18 protein-coding genes are annotated in these 15,876 nt (G+C 36.9%); 14 read left to right on the top strand and 4 right to left on the bottom strand.

What is annotated here, in order from left to right; all coding sequences use genetic code 11:
- The first annotated feature begins 5 nt into the window (after positions 1-5).
- Positions 6-1,649 (top strand): hypothetical protein, encoded by a 1,644-nt coding sequence (locus tag NU09_RS05085; protein ID WP_129750177.1) that lies wholly within the window; start codon positions 6-8, stop codon positions 1,647-1,649.
- Here the strand turns inward: NU09_RS05085 and NU09_RS05080 are convergent.
- Positions 1,646-1,879: a VF530 family DNA-binding protein gene (locus NU09_RS05080; RefSeq protein ID WP_129750176.1), complete on the bottom strand. Its 234-nt coding sequence runs from the start codon at positions 1,877-1,879 to the stop codon at positions 1,646-1,648. The two genes, NU09_RS05085 and NU09_RS05080, sit on opposite strands and share 4 nt — an antisense overlap.
- Positions 1,880-2,013: 134 nt before the next feature.
- Between NU09_RS05080 and smpB the strand changes: the two genes are divergently transcribed.
- Complete coding sequence (smpB, locus tag NU09_RS05075; RefSeq protein ID WP_129750175.1) at positions 2,014-2,469, top strand: SsrA-binding protein SmpB; 456 nt, start codon at positions 2,014-2,016, stop codon at positions 2,467-2,469.
- A 40-nt stretch (positions 2,470-2,509) separates the two neighbouring features.
- Here smpB and NU09_RS05070 read toward each other — a convergent pair whose 3' ends face one another.
- On the bottom strand, positions 2,510-3,157 hold the full coding sequence (locus NU09_RS05070; RefSeq protein WP_129750174.1) for a protein-L-isoaspartate(D-aspartate) O-methyltransferase: 648 nt from the start codon (positions 3,155-3,157) through the stop codon (positions 2,510-2,512).
- A 171-nt stretch (positions 3,158-3,328) separates the two neighbouring features.
- Between NU09_RS05070 and NU09_RS05065 the strand changes: the two genes are divergently transcribed.
- From NU09_RS05065 to NU09_RS05015, 12 genes are all read left to right on the top strand, one after another.
- The gene (locus tag NU09_RS05065; protein WP_129750173.1) at positions 3,329-4,297 is read left to right on the top strand and encodes a Gfo/Idh/MocA family protein; all 969 of its coding nucleotides are present in this window, start codon (positions 3,329-3,331) and stop codon (positions 4,295-4,297) included.
- 74 nt (positions 4,298-4,371) lie between these two features.
- Complete coding sequence (locus NU09_RS05060; RefSeq protein ID WP_129750172.1) at positions 4,372-4,734, top strand: hypothetical protein; 363 nt, start codon at positions 4,372-4,374, stop codon at positions 4,732-4,734.
- Entirely contained in the window at positions 4,734-4,883 is a 150-nt protein-coding gene (locus NU09_RS17070) for a hypothetical protein (RefSeq protein ID WP_165357666.1), read from the top strand. The genes NU09_RS05060 and NU09_RS17070 overlap by 1 nt, the downstream gene beginning before the upstream one ends.
- A gap of 20 nt (positions 4,884-4,903) precedes the next feature.
- On the top strand, positions 4,904-6,085 hold the full coding sequence (locus NU09_RS05055) for a carboxypeptidase-like regulatory domain-containing protein (protein ID WP_129750171.1): 1,182 nt from the start codon (positions 4,904-4,906) through the stop codon (positions 6,083-6,085).
- A gap of 169 nt (positions 6,086-6,254) precedes the next feature.
- The gene (locus NU09_RS05050) at positions 6,255-7,145 is read left to right on the top strand and encodes a 3-hydroxybutyryl-CoA dehydrogenase (RefSeq protein ID WP_129750170.1); all 891 of its coding nucleotides are present in this window, start codon (positions 6,255-6,257) and stop codon (positions 7,143-7,145) included.
- A gap of 64 nt (positions 7,146-7,209) precedes the next feature.
- A complete protein-coding gene (locus tag NU09_RS05045; RefSeq protein ID WP_129750169.1) occupies positions 7,210-7,566 on the top strand; it encodes an SdpI family protein in 357 nt (118 codons plus the stop codon).
- Positions 7,567-7,578: 12 nt separating this feature from the next.
- Complete coding sequence (locus NU09_RS05040; protein WP_129750168.1) at positions 7,579-8,793, top strand: DUF1015 domain-containing protein; 1,215 nt, start codon at positions 7,579-7,581, stop codon at positions 8,791-8,793.
- Positions 8,794-8,861: 68 nt separating this feature from the next.
- Positions 8,862-9,527: a YggS family pyridoxal phosphate-dependent enzyme gene (locus NU09_RS05035; RefSeq protein ID WP_129750167.1), complete on the top strand. Its 666-nt coding sequence runs from the start codon at positions 8,862-8,864 to the stop codon at positions 9,525-9,527.
- A gap of 60 nt (positions 9,528-9,587) precedes the next feature.
- Positions 9,588-10,952 (top strand): exonuclease domain-containing protein, encoded by a 1,365-nt coding sequence (locus tag NU09_RS05030; RefSeq protein ID WP_129750166.1) that lies wholly within the window; start codon positions 9,588-9,590, stop codon positions 10,950-10,952.
- 38 nt (positions 10,953-10,990) lie between these two features.
- Entirely contained in the window at positions 10,991-11,836 is an 846-nt protein-coding gene (locus NU09_RS05025; protein WP_129750165.1) for an ion transporter, read from the top strand.
- Complete coding sequence (miaA, locus tag NU09_RS05020; RefSeq protein WP_129750164.1) at positions 11,826-12,737, top strand: tRNA (adenosine(37)-N6)-dimethylallyltransferase MiaA; 912 nt, start codon at positions 11,826-11,828, stop codon at positions 12,735-12,737. Before NU09_RS05025 ends, miaA begins: the two co-directional genes overlap by 11 nt.
- Positions 12,737-13,477, top strand: a complete 741-nt coding sequence (locus tag NU09_RS05015) for an acyl-[acyl-carrier-protein] thioesterase (protein WP_129750163.1) — start codon at positions 12,737-12,739, stop codon at positions 13,475-13,477. Before miaA ends, NU09_RS05015 begins: the two co-directional genes overlap by 1 nt.
- 83 nt (positions 13,478-13,560) lie before the next feature.
- Here NU09_RS05015 and NU09_RS05010 read toward each other — a convergent pair whose 3' ends face one another.
- Positions 13,561-14,280 (bottom strand): response regulator transcription factor, encoded by a 720-nt coding sequence (locus NU09_RS05010; RefSeq protein ID WP_129750162.1) that lies wholly within the window; start codon positions 14,278-14,280, stop codon positions 13,561-13,563.
- Between the two features lie 9 nt (positions 14,281-14,289).
- Positions 14,290-15,870: a sensor histidine kinase gene (locus NU09_RS05005; RefSeq protein WP_129750342.1), complete on the bottom strand. Its 1,581-nt coding sequence runs from the start codon at positions 15,868-15,870 to the stop codon at positions 14,290-14,292.
- Between the last annotated feature and the right edge of the window lie 6 nt (positions 15,871-15,876).

Below are 15,876 nucleotides of genomic sequence, written 5' to 3'. Positions count from 1 at the left end.
ACACTATGTTTAAAAAAATACAAAACCACCTGCTGCTTCGCCATCCGTTATTATGGAACACTAAGTTTATACCGGTACTTGTTATAACACTGGTTGTTAACCTGGCATTTTTTATTGGCGGGTATATTACAGGTGCAGTAGACTTTACAGATCCTTATGGTTATAATATATTAAGGGACTTTAAACCCATAGCAGCATTTTTAGCGGTTGTAATTGCACTGCTTGTTATAATACTATGGCTGGTATTTTATGTAAGAAATAATGCTTTTAAGTCATATTATCCTAAAAAGAACAACTCGCTTTACAAAGAATGGCTAATACTACTAATTGTATGCCTTCTAAATGTTAGCTACATACCAATATATGAATATGCTTATGACCTGAGGGCAAGAAACTATTTTGATAAGGAAGAGGTAATAAAAAGGGCCGATATAATAAGTAAAGCTTCGCTTTTTGTTAATGGTTCATATCATTCATGGGATCGTTTTGACCGAACCATGTATAATGAACTTTTAAATAAAAAACCACTTGATTCATTAAGGGAGTACCATGAAGAAGCAGAAGCAATTGAAACAATTCCTGCATATAATCATCATCAGCGCAATTATGATGAAGATGACGACTACTATAACAGGGAATGGGATACTGTATGCTATTTTGAAAATGAATACAAGCTTACTTCGTTAATGAACAGGCAAAAGGAATCTTTTTTTATACAGCCTGATATAAATGATTCACTTAACGAATGGAAGGTAAAAAAGTGGATGCTTAACAGGGAAAAAGATTCTGTTAGAAAAGTTCTGAACGATTTTTTTGCTTTAGCCAATGAACATGGGCTTAAAGCCAACATTACTGTTGAACAATGGCTGAATTTTGTTTACAAACCTGACATGTATGAAGACTTTCAGATAGTAGGCAAACACAGTATGGATGCTATTTATGATGAAAGAAAAGAAAACAATGAGTATACGGAAACAAACGATACTGAAAATAACTTTACTAAAAACATAGATGGCATTATACATATTTACCCCAAATATTATGTCCCTTTTAGCCAGTTATACAATGGCTACGACAGAATTTCAGGAGCTTATGTATCGCCAATTGACTATAAAGACATCATAGGCTATTTTATATTTGGTTTTTCAGTATCTCTTTTAATCTTTTCATTTAGGGTTACTTCTGCAAAAAGCTGGCTTATTGCAGCGGTATCAATAGGCGTATTGGGTCTTGTTACGTTTATCTTCTCACTGGTTGCCTATTATTTTTTAAATGAGTTTATAATAATAGATGAAATGACCTTGTTCTTTATGATATGGACAATAATTATTGCTTTATGCTTTTTCTATTTCCTTCATCGTAATAAGATAAAAACAAGTAAAAAGATATCAGGTATTATAGTCAATGTACTATTATGGCTGCTGCCTACATTATTTATAATAGCCTATGCTTATGCATGGTATTATTTCAGGATAGTAGAAGAGAAAACATACAATCCATATTTAATATCATATGAACATCCTCCGTTTCAAAAATGGCTTGATGAAAATTTGACATTATGCATTTACTGCTGGTTACTTATTATAATACTTTATATGTATCCGCTAACCAGACTGATTAAAAAATGGAAAGGAATTGCAGAGGCTTAGTCCTGCTGCATTTTAGGCAGGGTACGTATATAGAGGTCTTCTACCTTTTTGCGTGCCCAGTCGGTTTTCCTTAAAAAAGTAAGGCTCGACTTTACGCTTGGTTTATCATTAAAACATTTAATATCTATAAGTTCGCCAAGAGTGTCAAAGCCATAAAAACTTACCAGGTCTTCCACTATCTTTTTTAAGGTAATGCCGTGAAGCGGGTCGTTAGAGCGTTTTGTTTCCATAGGGTAAAGGTAAGCAGTATTTTTAATACATTAAACAGCAGCTTTACCTGGCAACATGCTTTAAAAATATAATTATTACAGGCAAAGGCAATCCCTTGCCGCATTAAACTATTGTACTTACCTTTGCAATCCTTATGCAGAAAACGGTTAACATACTAAATAAAAGAGCCAAGTTCGATTTTGAGATACTGGAGCGTTATACGGCCGGTATTGTTTTGGCAGGTTCTGAAATAAAATCCATTCGTTTGGGCAAGGCTTCTATTGCCGAAAGTTTCTGTGAATTTCAGGGACACGAACTGTTTGCCATCAATACGAATATAGAAGAGTATACCTATAGCAGAAATTTTAGCCATGCGCCAAAAAGCGAACGAAAACTACTCCTAAACAAAAAAGAACTTAAAAGCCTTTTAAAAAGTGTGCAGAACAAAGGCCTTACCATAGTTCCGCTTCGTTTGTTCACTAACGAAAAAGGTCTGGCAAAACTGGAGATAGGATTAGCCCGCGGTAAGAAAAACTACGACAAACGTGATACCATTAAAGACCGTGATGTAAAACGCGATCTTGACAGGATTAAAAAGATATACAAATAAAAAAGGTTGACTGATGTCAACCTTTTTTATTTATGAAGTATTAGTTCTTATTCTCCAACAATGGTACAAACCTAAATTCACCAAACTCATGTTTTTCAAACTGGGTCTCGGTTTTTCTTATAAGCATAGTCATAATTTGTACCCCCTGCTCATTATCTACAGGAATAATAAGCCTACCGCCTATTTTAAGCTGTGCCATAAGCGGCTTAGGAATAAACGGGGCTCCTGCTGTAACAATCACGCTGTCAAACGGGGCAAAATTGGGTAGTCCTTTATATCCGTCGCCAAACGAAAGATGTTTAGGCCTTATACCCAGTTTAGGCAATAACAAAGAGGTCATTTTAAACAGTTCCTTTTGCCTTTCCACACTGTATACTTTTGCACCCATAGTACACAACACCGCCGTTTGATACCCAGACCCCGTACCTATTTCAAGTACTTTATGTTCCGGTTTTACCTCAAGCAACTGCGACTGAAAGGCCACCGTGTAAGGCTGGGATATGGTTTGTCCTGCCCCTATGGGGAAAGCCTTGTCCTGATAGGCATAATCTGAAAAGCTGGAATCCAGAAAAAGATGGCGCGGAATTTTATTGATAGCAGCCAAAACATTTTTATCGGTAATGCCTTTTTGTTCTAAAACGCTTACCAACTGATTACGAAGTCCCTGATGTTTTGCTGTATCTTTCAATGTTCAAATAAATTTATTTTGTAAAAATAGAAAACAATTTCCATAAGGCGCAAGAGTATTTTTTTAGAAAAATTTAATAATAGCACTATCTGGCAAAAGGGGATATTTTTATAAGGGGTGTTTTGTATTTTGCACCCAAATAATCTTATTTTTGTTAAAAATTTTATCCTTATGCTTAAAGTAGGAGTATTGGGCGCAGGGCACTTAGGGAAAATCCACCTGCGTTTGCTCAATCAGTCCCAAAAATATGAACTGGTAGGATTTTATGATCCTAACAGCTCTAATGCCGATAAAGTAGCTAAAGAATATGGCTACCGCAAATTTGACACTATAGAAGAGCTTATACAGGCTGTAGATGTGGTAGATATTGTTACCCCTACCCTTTCTCACCACGATTGTGCAAAGGATGCCATATTGGCCGGAAAGCACATTTTTGTAGAAAAACCTATATCTAACACCGTTGAGGAAGCTGAGGAAATTATTACACTTGCCAAACAAAATAATGTAAAAGGACAAGTAGGTCACGTAGAGCGCTTTAACCCTGCCTTTATAGCTACAAAAGAAAAGATTGTAAACCCTATGTTTATTGAAACCCACCGCCTTGCCGAGTTTAACCCTCGAGGTACAGACGTGCCTGTGGTGCTGGATTTAATGATACACGATATAGATGTTATACTTAGCGTAGTAAAAAGCAAAGTAAAAGACATTAAAGCAAGTGGAGTTTCTGTTATCAGCGACACGCCGGATATTGCCAATGCCCGTATTGAGTTTGAAAACGGCTGCGTTGCCAACTTAACCTCAAGCCGTATCTCTTTAAAGAATATGCGTAAATCACGTTTCTTTCAAAAGGATGCCTATATATCGGTAGACTTTTTAGATAAGATGTGTGAGGTGGTAAAGATGAAGGACGCTCCTGAGGAACCGGGCGATTTTGATATGATACTTCAAAATGCCGAGGGTCTTAAAAAACAGATTTATTTTGAAAATCCGGATATCTTGGCAAACAATGCTATACTGGATGAGCTGGAAACTTTTGCTGATGCCATTAACAACGATACTACCCCGATAGTAACTCTTGAAGACGGTACAGAAGCATTAAGGATTGCCTATCGCATTATAGATTGCTTTGAGAATAAGTAAATAATACAATAATAAGCCCTGGCTTTATAGCCGGGGCTTTCTATATACAGTCATGTAACTTTAAGTATAAAGAGATGGTTATAAAATCTAAATTCACATCATTTATTTATATTCCTTTTCTGGTATTAATACCTATCGGATTAATATTTAGTATAAATATTTTTATAGGAAAAAATAATTTCCCTCCCCACTTTTTGATACTATATGCAATAGCATCAACCTGGATTTTATTATCTGTTTTATTGTATGAGATACGCTTAAAGATAATTAAAGTAGAACTTAACTCGAGAGAAGTTATTGTTAGAAAGTTTTTCGGGTTAGGGAAAGAAAGAAAATACAGGCTTAAAGATCTGGAAGGTTTTCATACCTACATCAGGAAAATCAGAAAAAAAAGTGGATTTAGAAGTGAAATACTAGAATATGATTTTATCCATTAATGTACAAAGGAAAAATTGTAGCCAGAATTTCCAATCAATACCATAGCAACTATGATGAGATGGCTGATTTTATAAAAGAGCATTTAACCGATCACGGATATAAAAGGCTTAATATTTTTTCTGAAATAACCGGCGCCCTAAGATTTTAACCCAACACACACCACTTAACATGAAAAAACTCTTTACTCTGCTATTATTAGTTGTCGCAACAACAGGATTTGCACAAAACTTTTTAAAAGGTACCGTAAAAGACATAATGACTACCGAAAACATGGATTTGGTAACGGTTAGTACAAAAGATTTACAGCACAATACCATTACCAACAGCGAGGGTGCATTTCAGCTTAGTTACCCCGATGGTACCCAAACCATTGTTTTCAATTATTTAGGCTACGGTACACTTGAGGTAGACCTTAATAACCTGCCCGAGGGCAATATTTTTTACCTGGAACCAAAAAGCCTTGAACTGGAAGAGGTTGTTGTATTAAATACACCAATTAATGAGTTTGTTAGTGAGTTGATAAAAAACTCATACAATCATTTAAACGCTCCGTTTCTTTTAAGTACTTACTATAGGGAGTTTGTAAAGATAAACGACACCTATACCAAGTTCTCTGACGGGCTTATTGATTACAACGTAGACAAAAGCCGTAAAAAAATTGAAAGCGATGTAGTTGTTAAACAAAGTCGTGCTTTTAAACTTGATACTCCCGAATCGGAAGCTGCAGATATGACTTCCCCTCTTGATTTGCGTAAAGCCATTTCCAGAGACTGTAACTTTGGTGCTTTAGGAAGTATTTTCGACAAAAAGGAGTTTAAAAAATATTCATTCATCATTAAATCCCAACAGGATGCAGATGGTAACGATGTACAAACCATCTATTATCAGCCTCTAGCCGAAGTAGAAGAACCTTTATATGCCGGAAGCCTTTCTTACGACCCTAACAAAAAACTTATCCTTGCCATGGACTTATATATGGCACCATCGCATAAAAAATACTCTAAACTGCGTAATTTTATAATTGTTAAGGCCAGGCTTGATGATATAGCTTACAAATGTTTCTTTAAGGCTACAGATAATAGCTATATGCTTTCTTATTCCTGCGTTTATGGCGACATATACATTAAAAATAAAAAAAGGTTTGACGACCACGTTATATTTAAAAGCGACCTTATTGTAACCAACTTTACCAACGACCTTACCTCTTTTAATAAAAAAGAAAAGTACAGGGAAAGAGGGCTATATGAAGCAGGAACAAACTATATTGATGAGTTTTGGAAAAAAAATAACTCAATCCTGCTAACCTCTCAGGAAGAGGAAATCATTAAGTCATTGCAGGACACTAAATAACAAAATACCGAATGCTATAAGTATTGGCAGTTTACAGCCGTAATAATTACGAATTCAAAAACAAATTCGCTTAAAAATAAGTTATGGTTGCAAATTTGCCATTATTCTTGCTATTTTTACAGACGGATTTTAATAAATTCGGCAAACTTTAAACAAACAAAAGATTATAATGAAAAACATAGCAGTAATAGGTGCGGGAACCATGGGTAACGGTATTGCCCATACATTTGCACAAAGCGGATTTACAGTAAAACTTATTGATATTTCAGAAAAATCTCTGGACAAAGGTATGGCTACCATAGCTGCAAACCTTGACAGGATGGTTGCAAAAGGCACTATTACCGAAGATGATAAAGCTAAAACCATAGGTAACATTATTACCTATACCGATATTAAAGACGGTGTTGTAGGTGTAGACCTTGTGGTAGAAGCAGCTACAGAAAATGTAGATCTTAAACTAAACATATTTAAGCAGCTTAACGAGTACTGCGAGGAGAAAACAATCTTAGCTACTAACACATCGTCTATCTCTATTACTCAGATAGCAGCTGTAACTACAAGACAGGACAAAGTAATAGGTATGCACTTTATGAATCCTGTACCTATCATGAAACTGGTTGAAATTATCCGTGGTTACAACACTTCAGACGAGGTTACAAAAACTATCATGGATTTATCGGTTAAGCTGAGTAAAGTTCCGGTAGAGGTTAACGATTATCCTGGCTTTGTGGCAAACCGCATACTTATGCCAATGATTAATGAGGCAATTGAAACACTATACAACGGTGTTGCCGGAGTTTATGAAATTGACACGGTAATGAAGTTAGGTATGGCTCACCCAATGGGTCCGTTACAGTTAGCCGATTTTATTGGTCTTGATGTATGCCTTTCTATCCTTAACGTAATGTACGACGGATTTAAAAATCCTAAATATGCACCATGCCCGCTTTTAGTAAACATGGTACGTGCAGGTAAGCTTGGAGTTAAATCAGGAGAAGGTTTCTACGATTATTCTGAAAGCAAAAAAGCTGAGAAAGTAGCAGCAATGTTCACTAAATAATTGTTTGCTAAATAGTATATTTGAAGACGGGTTATAAAACCCGTCTTTTTTAAATCTATAAGCCATGAACATTAATTGCGACAGTCAGTCGTTATCAGTACTGGGTTTATCAGGGATAATATTTATTATAGTAGGGGGCATTATGATTTTTTTCCCTCCTAAAAAAATAAACCACCTGTATGGGTATCGCACCTCGTCATCAATGAGTTCGCAGGAAAGATGGGATTTTGCCCAAAGGCATTCTGCCTTGCTTCTTATTAAGGGAGGAGCGTTTATGACAGTAATGGGAATAGCTATTTCCCTGTTACCCGTTAGTAAAAGTACCGATATATTACTAAGCACTCCAACCCTGCTGGCAATGGTGTTCTTATTATTTTTTAAAACCGAACGTGCCTTAAGAAAGCGTTTCGGAAAAAACTAAAAACAAAACAAATTGGCAAAAATAGTTCCTTTTAAGGCAGTGCGCCCTACCCGCGATAAAGTGAGCCTGGTAACATCACGCTCTTACGACGAGTATACCCCTGCCGAACTGGCCTCACAGCTTGACTATAATCCCTTTTCGTTTCTACACATACTAAACCCTGCTTATGTAAACCTGCAAAAAATAGCAACAGCTACAAGGTTTAAGGGCGTACAGTTAAAGTATCAGGAATTTAAAGACGAAGATGTTTTTAAAAAGGAAGCTTCTCCCGTATTTTTCCTGTATGAAATACAAAGCAAAAACAACTCGTTTACCGGTATTATAGCAGGCACATCTATAGAAGATTACAAGAACAACGTAATAAAAAAACATGAGGATACCCTTGCCTACCGTGTTGAGCTGTTTAAAGATTACCTGCACCAAACTGGCTTTAATACCGAACCGGTACTAATTACCTACCCGCAAAACAACGAACTGCAGGAATGGATTGATAAGCGGAAACAAAAAAGGCCTTTGTACCTCTTCTCTACCCCAAATAAAGATAAACATATTCTTTGGCGTATTAAGGAGGAAGACGAAATACAATGGATACAGGAACAGTTTGAAAAGGCAGGTAATATATATATTGCCGATGGTCATCACCGTTCGGCTTCGGCAGAAATGCTTTATGATCAGGATAAGGCTTCGGGTAATGCTAACCTGGACTACTTTATGAGTTTCCTTATCTGTGAAACCAACCTTAAGATATACGAATATAACCGTATTATAAACGACCTTAACGGACTTACCAAGCAGGCTTTCCTTAAGGCATTGGAAAAGGATTTTGTGGTGGAGAACAAGCAACAGGAGCTATGGAAACCAAAACAAAAATACCAGTACGGCATGTATTTAGACGGTGATTTCTATGCACTTTCACTAAAAGACACTAACTTTAAGTCGGTAATGGAAGCACTGGACGCACAAATATTGTACACTAAGGTGCTCAATCCGTTATTAGGTATAGGCGATTTGCGTAATGACGAACGTATAGATTATATACCCGGCAGCAAACCGATTACCGAAATAAAAAAACAGGTAGACAGTGGCGATTTTGAAGTGGGCTTTATGCTCTACCCTGCCTCTATAAACGAGATTAAGGAACTGGCCGATAACGACCTTATCATGCCTCCTAAGAGTACGTATATAGAACCTAAATTCAGAAGCGGCCTTGTGATTTATGAGATTTAATCAATTTGGTATCAGATTTCAGGATTAATTCTAAATAGTCGAAAAACGAATCATCGAATTATCAGAAAATGTCAATAAAAGATAACTTACTTACTATAAAACAATCCCTTCCTGCACATGTAACTCTTGTAGCAGTAAGCAAAACAAAGCCAGTTAGCGACCTTACGGAAGCTTATGAGGCGGGGCAGCGCATTTTTGGAGAAAACAAAATCCAGGAAATGACCGATAAGCATGAACAAATGCCTAAGGACATTGAATGGCATATGATAGGCCACGTACAAACCAATAAGGTAAAATATATGGCTCCGTTTGTTAGCCTGGTACATGGGGTAGACAGCCTGAAGCTGCTTAAAGAAATAAACAAGCAGGCTAAAAAACACAACAGGGTTATAAGCTGTCTGCTGCAAATGCACATTGCCGAGGAGGATACTAAATTCGGGCTGTATGAAGCAGAGCTAAAGGAGCTTATTGACTCTGATGAGTTTAAGGAAATGAAGAACATTGTGGTTACCGGACTTATGGGCATGGCTACATTTACAGATAGCGAGCACCAGATTGAAAAAGAGTTTGCTTATCTTAAAGGAATCTTTGACCGCCTTAAAGAATACCCTGAAACTGACAACTTTAAACTGCAAACCCTTTCTATGGGTATGAGCAGCGATTATAAAATCGCTATAGATTGCGGAAGCACCATGATTAGGGTGGGTAGCAGTATTTTTGGCTTAAGACATTAAAATTCGGGATTTTTATCCGAAATTTGCAACTTTAAAACTTTTAAACAAGAAACAGGCTTTTTGTACGCAATACTTGACATAGAGACTACTGGTGGACAGTATAATGAAGAGGGAATAACCGAAATTGCCATTTATAAATATGACGGGCACGAGGTAACAGACCAGTTTATAAGCCTTATAAACCCCGAAAGACCCATTCAGCCATTTGTAATAAAACTTACCGGTATTAATAATGCCATGCTTCGCAGCGCCCCTAAGTTTTATGAGGTAGCAAAACGCATTATAGAAATTACCGAAGGCTGTATTGTGGTAGCCCATAATGCCCAATTTGATTACAGGGTACTGCGCACAGAGTTTAGCCGACTGGGATATAATTTTGAACGTCAGTCGTTATGTACGGTAGAGCTTTCACAAAAGCTTATGCCAGAACAGAAATCGCATAGCCTGGGTAAGCTGGTACGCGCACTGGGAATACCTATGAGCGACAGGCACCGCGCCTCGGGAGATGCTATGGCAACCGTGCAGCTTTTTAAACTGTTACTCGCTAAAGACTCCGGCAAAGAGATTGTAAAAAGCCTTATTAAAACCGACAGCAAAAAAGGAATTTCCCCTAAACTGTTTGACCTGCTGGAAGGTATACCCTCTGTTACGGGGCTTTACTACATATATAAAGAAAATGGCGACCTTATCTACATAGGCAAGAGTACCAACATAAAAAAGAGACTTAACCAGCACTTTACGGCTACTACAGGTAAATCTAAACGCATACAGCGTGATGTGTTTGCCGTTAAGTATGAGGAAACAGGCAGCGAACTTATCGCCCTGCTTAAGGAATGCCAGGAAATAAAAGTAAACAAACCTATATATAACCGTGCTCAAAAGAAAACGGTTTTCCCATGGTCTGTTTATGTCGAAAAAAATAAGGATGGTTACCTGTGCCTGACGTTACAAAAAACCGACGGCCGTAAAAAAGAGGTGGTTTCCTTTGCCAGCGTTACCGATGGTAAAAACGCTTTACATAAAATTGTAGAGAAATATAAACTTTGCAAAAAGGTTAACGGACTGGAATCACCTTCTAAAGCGAGTTGTTTCGGTTATGAGCTTAACACCTGTAATGGAGCGTGTATAGGTAATGAACCTGCCGAAGAATACAACAAACGTGTACAGGAGTTTGTAGATAATAACAGTTTCTACAACCAAAGCATGATTATTATAGATCGTGGCCGTACACTGGAAGAACGCAGTGCTGTACTTATAGAAAAAGGCGAGTACAAAGGCTATGCCTTCTTTAACCTTAACTATCAGATTACAAAAATAGATATCCTTAAAAACATTCTTGTCCCTATGGAAAATAACAAGGATGCCAAGAACATTATTAAGAGCTACATCAGAAAAAAGAAAGCTTTAAAAATAGTACGTTTTTAGTAGATTTAGTATTTTTGAGAGTAATCTAATCCACTACTTTGAAAAACGCCGTTATTCCAGAAAAATCCAGGCAAAAGCTGCATGAAGTAATTTATGAGGCCGATACCCCCGCAGGTAAGTTTTTTGACCTTGCCTTACTGGTAGTTATTATCATAAGTATTGTTGCAGTTATGCTGGAAAGCGTAGCATCTATACGACTGGTTTACGGAAAAGAACTTGCCATTGCAGAGTGGGTAATAACTATACTTTTTACTATAGAATACATTTCGCGTATTATAGCTGTAAAAAAACCCTTATCCTACATATTAAGCTTTTACGGTATAATAGACCTCCTTTCCACCTTACCAAAATATGTAGACATACTTATACCTGGGCTATCATTAAGCTTCCTTTTATCTATAAGGGCTTTACGACTACTTCGTGTTTTCAGAATACTAAAACTGGTACATTTTGTTGGTGCTTCAAACCAATTACTTATAGCGCTAAAAAAGAGCAGGGCAAAAATTGCGGTATTTCTGTTTGCAGTCATCATATTATGTATAATTCTGGGTACAATAATGTATATGATTGAAGGTCCCGAAAGTGGTTTTACAAATATCCCTGTCAGCATTTACTGGACGATAGTTACTCTTACTACTGTAGGCTTTGGAGACATTACACCAATTACACCTTTAGGGCAGTTTGTATCTGTTATAATTATGATAATGGGCTACGGAATTATAGCCGTACCTACCGGACTTGTTACAGCTCAGTTTATGCAGGAACGCAACGATGTAAATAACACACAGCGATGCCCAAACTGTAATGCCGATCATCATAAAGACAATGCCAGTTATTGCTACAATTGTGGCTATCATTTACAAAAAAGCAGGAATGACCAATAATAAAAAATATCTTATTACCGTAATAGGCCCTACCGCCATTGGCAAAACCGCTATGGCTATAGAGCTTGCCAAACATTTTAACTGCGAAATACTTTCGGCAGACAGTAGGCAGTTTTTTAAGGAAATGAATATTGGCACAGCGGTACCGAGCGAAGAAGAACTGGCTGCTGCACCCCACCATTTCATTCAGAACATAAGCGTTTTTGAAGACTATACCGTAGGCGATTTTGAACGCGATGCCATAGAAAAGCTTGAAGAGCTTTATAAAACCAACAACTTTGCTGTTCTGGTAGGCGGATCGGGATTATACATCGATGCCGTTTTAAAGGGCTTTGATGATTTTCCGGACATAGACCCTGCAATACGACAGGAAATTATAGACAACTACGAAAAGAACGGAATAGAGTGGCTGCAAAAGGAACTCGAAAAAAGAGATCCTGTGCATTATGCCAATGTAGCTAAAGAAAATCCGCAACGCATGATGCGTGCCCTTGAGGTTTGTATTGCTTCGGGCAAGCCCTACTCCTCTTTTCTTAATATCAAAAAGAACAGCAGGCGCTTTACTCCTATTATAATCGGGCTTGATGCCGAAAGGGAGCTAATGTATAACCGCATCAATATGCGTGTGGATATAATGGTAAGCAATGGCCTTATTGAAGAGGCTAAAGCATTGTATCCGAACAAAAAGTTAAATGCATTGCAAACCGTAGGATATCGTGAATTATTCAGTTATTTTGATGGTGAGTTTACCAAGTACTTTGCTATAGAGGAAATAAAAAAGAACACACGCCGCTTTGCCAAAAGACAAATGACCTGGTTTAAACGTACCGAAGACGCAAAGTGGTTTGATTTTAAAACCCCACCGCAGGATATTATCAATTACATAGAAAACACATTATAATGCCAATATCTCCCCAATTTACATCGGTTTTTTCTCAGGACTGGGAAGTTAATTTTTTACAGTGCCTGCCAAGCGGACATTTAAAGCATACCGAGCTTTGTAACCTTATGCAACTTACAGCCGGTGCACACGCCGAGTTGGGCGGAATGAGTTTTACCGATATGCAGCAACATGACCAGGCATGGGTATTAAGTCGTATGAGGGTTGAAGTGGAGGATTTACCTAAATGGAGGGATACCGTTACCGTAAAAACATGGATTTTAGATCTACAGGGTTCCCGGTCTATAAGGGCATTGGAAATGTATATAGGCGACAAGAAAGTGGCAGGTGCCTTAACCTATTGGGCGGTGTTTAATACCAAACTGAGAAAATCGGAAGCACTGGCATTGCCACACGAGCATTTTGAAAAGTACCCTGACAGGATGCCTACTAATGAATCATTTAAAAAAGTGGAGGTAACGAGAGAGAATGAAACTGCTACCGAAAAAACAGTACTACTATCTGATCTTGATATAGTATTTCATGCCAATAATGTAAAATACTTGGAATGGTGCCTTGATGCCGTTGACTTTAAGCCTTTGCTAAAACAGCAGCTTAAAAGCTTTGACATGAATTATTTGAGGGAATTAAAACTGGGTGATAAAATAACGATTAAAAAAGGCCAACAGGATAATCAAACCTATTTTGTAGTAGCAAAAGAAGACAAACCTAGTTTTGCCCTTGAGCTAAACTGGGTATAAATAAAAAGCTGCCTAAAAGTAAGTATGAGATCGAATTCATAAAAAACCTTTCAGGCAGCCCGCTATAGTGGATTATAAATATATTATTTCTCCTCTACTTTATTTTTTACCACTAAACGGAAACCTTCTCCATGAATGTTAAGGATTTCAACATCCTCATCCGGTTTAAGGTATTTTCTAAGTTTAGCAATATACACGTCCATACTACGAGATGTAAAATAGTTATCATCTCTCCAAATTTTAGTAAGTGCAAGCTCTCTTGGCATTAAATCATTTTCATGAAGCGCAAGCATTTTTAAAAGCTCGTTTTCTTTTGGAGAAAGTTTTATTGGCTCTTCATTATCAAAAGTTAAGAAACGTAGCTTAGAGTTAAGGTGGAATCTACCAATCTGGAACTCAAACTTAGCATTATCCGTTTTAGTTTCAGATGCTTTTCTCTGGATGATTGCCTTAATCTTCATAAGCAGTACTTCACTGTCAAAAGGCTTATTAAGGTAATCGTCTGCACCTACCTTATAACCTTTAAGCACATCTTCTTTCATAGATTTTGCCGTTAGGAAAATAATAGGCACTTCCTTATTTTTTTCCCTGATTTCTCTGGCTAGAGTATAGCCATCTTTATAAGGCATCATCACATCAAGAATACAAAGATCAAAATTGTCCTTCTTAAATTTTTCAAAGCCTTCCATACCGTTTTTGGCAAGAGTAACCTCGAAGTCATTAATTGACAGGTAATCTTTTAAAACCGCTCCAAAGTTTGGATCGTCTTCTACTAAAAGAATTTTTTTGTGTGTTTCTTCCATATCTTTTTTTTAATTTATTAGTGGCATTTTAATTATAAACGTACTTCCCTTTCCTTTCTCGCTCTCTACATAAATGTTACAGTTGTGATCGTCTATAATCCTTTTTACATAGGCTAATCCTAGCCCGTGCCCCTTAACATTATGTATGTCACCCGTATGTTCCCTGAAAAACTTCTCAAAAATTCGTTTTTGAGTTGTTTTAGACATCCCCAAGCCTTTATCGCTGATCTTAATGAGAATAAAATCTTTAACGTTCTCGGTATAGATATCTATTTCAGGTTCACCTTCAGAGTATTTGATTGCATTGTCAAGTATGTTGACCAATACGTTAGTAAAATGCACATCGTTTAACAATGTCGTTGTCCTTGTTGCATGAAAGTGACGCGTTAAATGTCCTTCCCTTGCTTCAATAATTAAATGAACGTGCTCTATAGCGTCTTCAATAATATCGTGTATGTTGGCCTGGTCTTTTGTAATATCCAGTTCCTTTCTGTCCAGCTTAGATATCTGTAATACATTCTCCACCTGAGAGTGCATCCTTTTATTTTCCTCCCGTATCATCTGGAGGTACCGCTGTACTTTTTCGGTATCACCCAATATCTTAGGATTCTTAATAGCGTCCAGAGCAAGGTTTATGGTTGCAATGGGCGTTTTAAACTCATGCGTCATATTGTTTATGAAATCGGTTTTTATTTCCGAAATCTGCTTTTGTTTAATAAGCTGGTTTATGGCGCTTAAGTATGCAATAATTATAATGAGCGTAAATATTACAGAGAGCATGGTTATACCTAAAATCTTAGAAAGTATATACTGTTTCTTAGACGGAAAACTAACCATTAACCTATAACTGTAAAAGTTCTCTGAAATGTCATCATCCCTGCCGGGAAATAGCGATGCGGTATAACTAAGATTAGGATCATAACTAAAGTTTTTAGACCTCATTTTAGTTGCCAGCCCGTTTTTATAGACAGCATATTCAAAATCTATATCAACTTTATTTTCCTTATTTACCTTATTCTCCTTAAGATCAGACCTCAACGTTTTTAAAAAGAACTTTTCAGATATCCTACTTTCAATAGGTCTTCCTGTATTATAATAATCAAAAAGATACTTTATATGCCGTTTTTCTCTGGCTGCATCTTCTCTTCTGGCATTTTCTAAAGAAAGCTTATACTCATCAATAGTCATGCCATTTTCACCAGAATTTTCTGTTAATGAACTAACTTTTTCTTCCTGTTCATTTTTATCAAAGAAATCTAATTCTTCCTTATAAGTTTGCGATAAATAATCAGAGTAAACCGTATTTTGATGCTCCTTTAAATCGCCTTTATACATGTAATTAGCAAAATCAGCTTTTGTAGGCCTGTGCCCCACACTATCTTTTACATGATAATATAAGTTGTTGAACCTAAGCTCTTCGTCATCCCTCAATTTTTCAGCCACCATGTTAAGTATCTGCTGCACATGAGACTTAAACTGTTCATCGTTTATTTTTAATGATAAGTTTATCCAGTACAGCTGAACTAAAATGATACCTATAAGCGACAGGCTCATAAAGAACACCAATAACCGGAATCTTGTTTTATTCATCATTAC

The sequence above is a fragment of the Flavobacterium beibuense genome (assembly GCF_004151245.1).
Taxonomy (GTDB): Bacteria; Bacteroidota; Bacteroidia; order Flavobacteriales; family Flavobacteriaceae; genus Flavobacterium; species Flavobacterium beibuense_A.
This window is presented reverse-complemented; position numbering and strand designations above follow the sequence as displayed.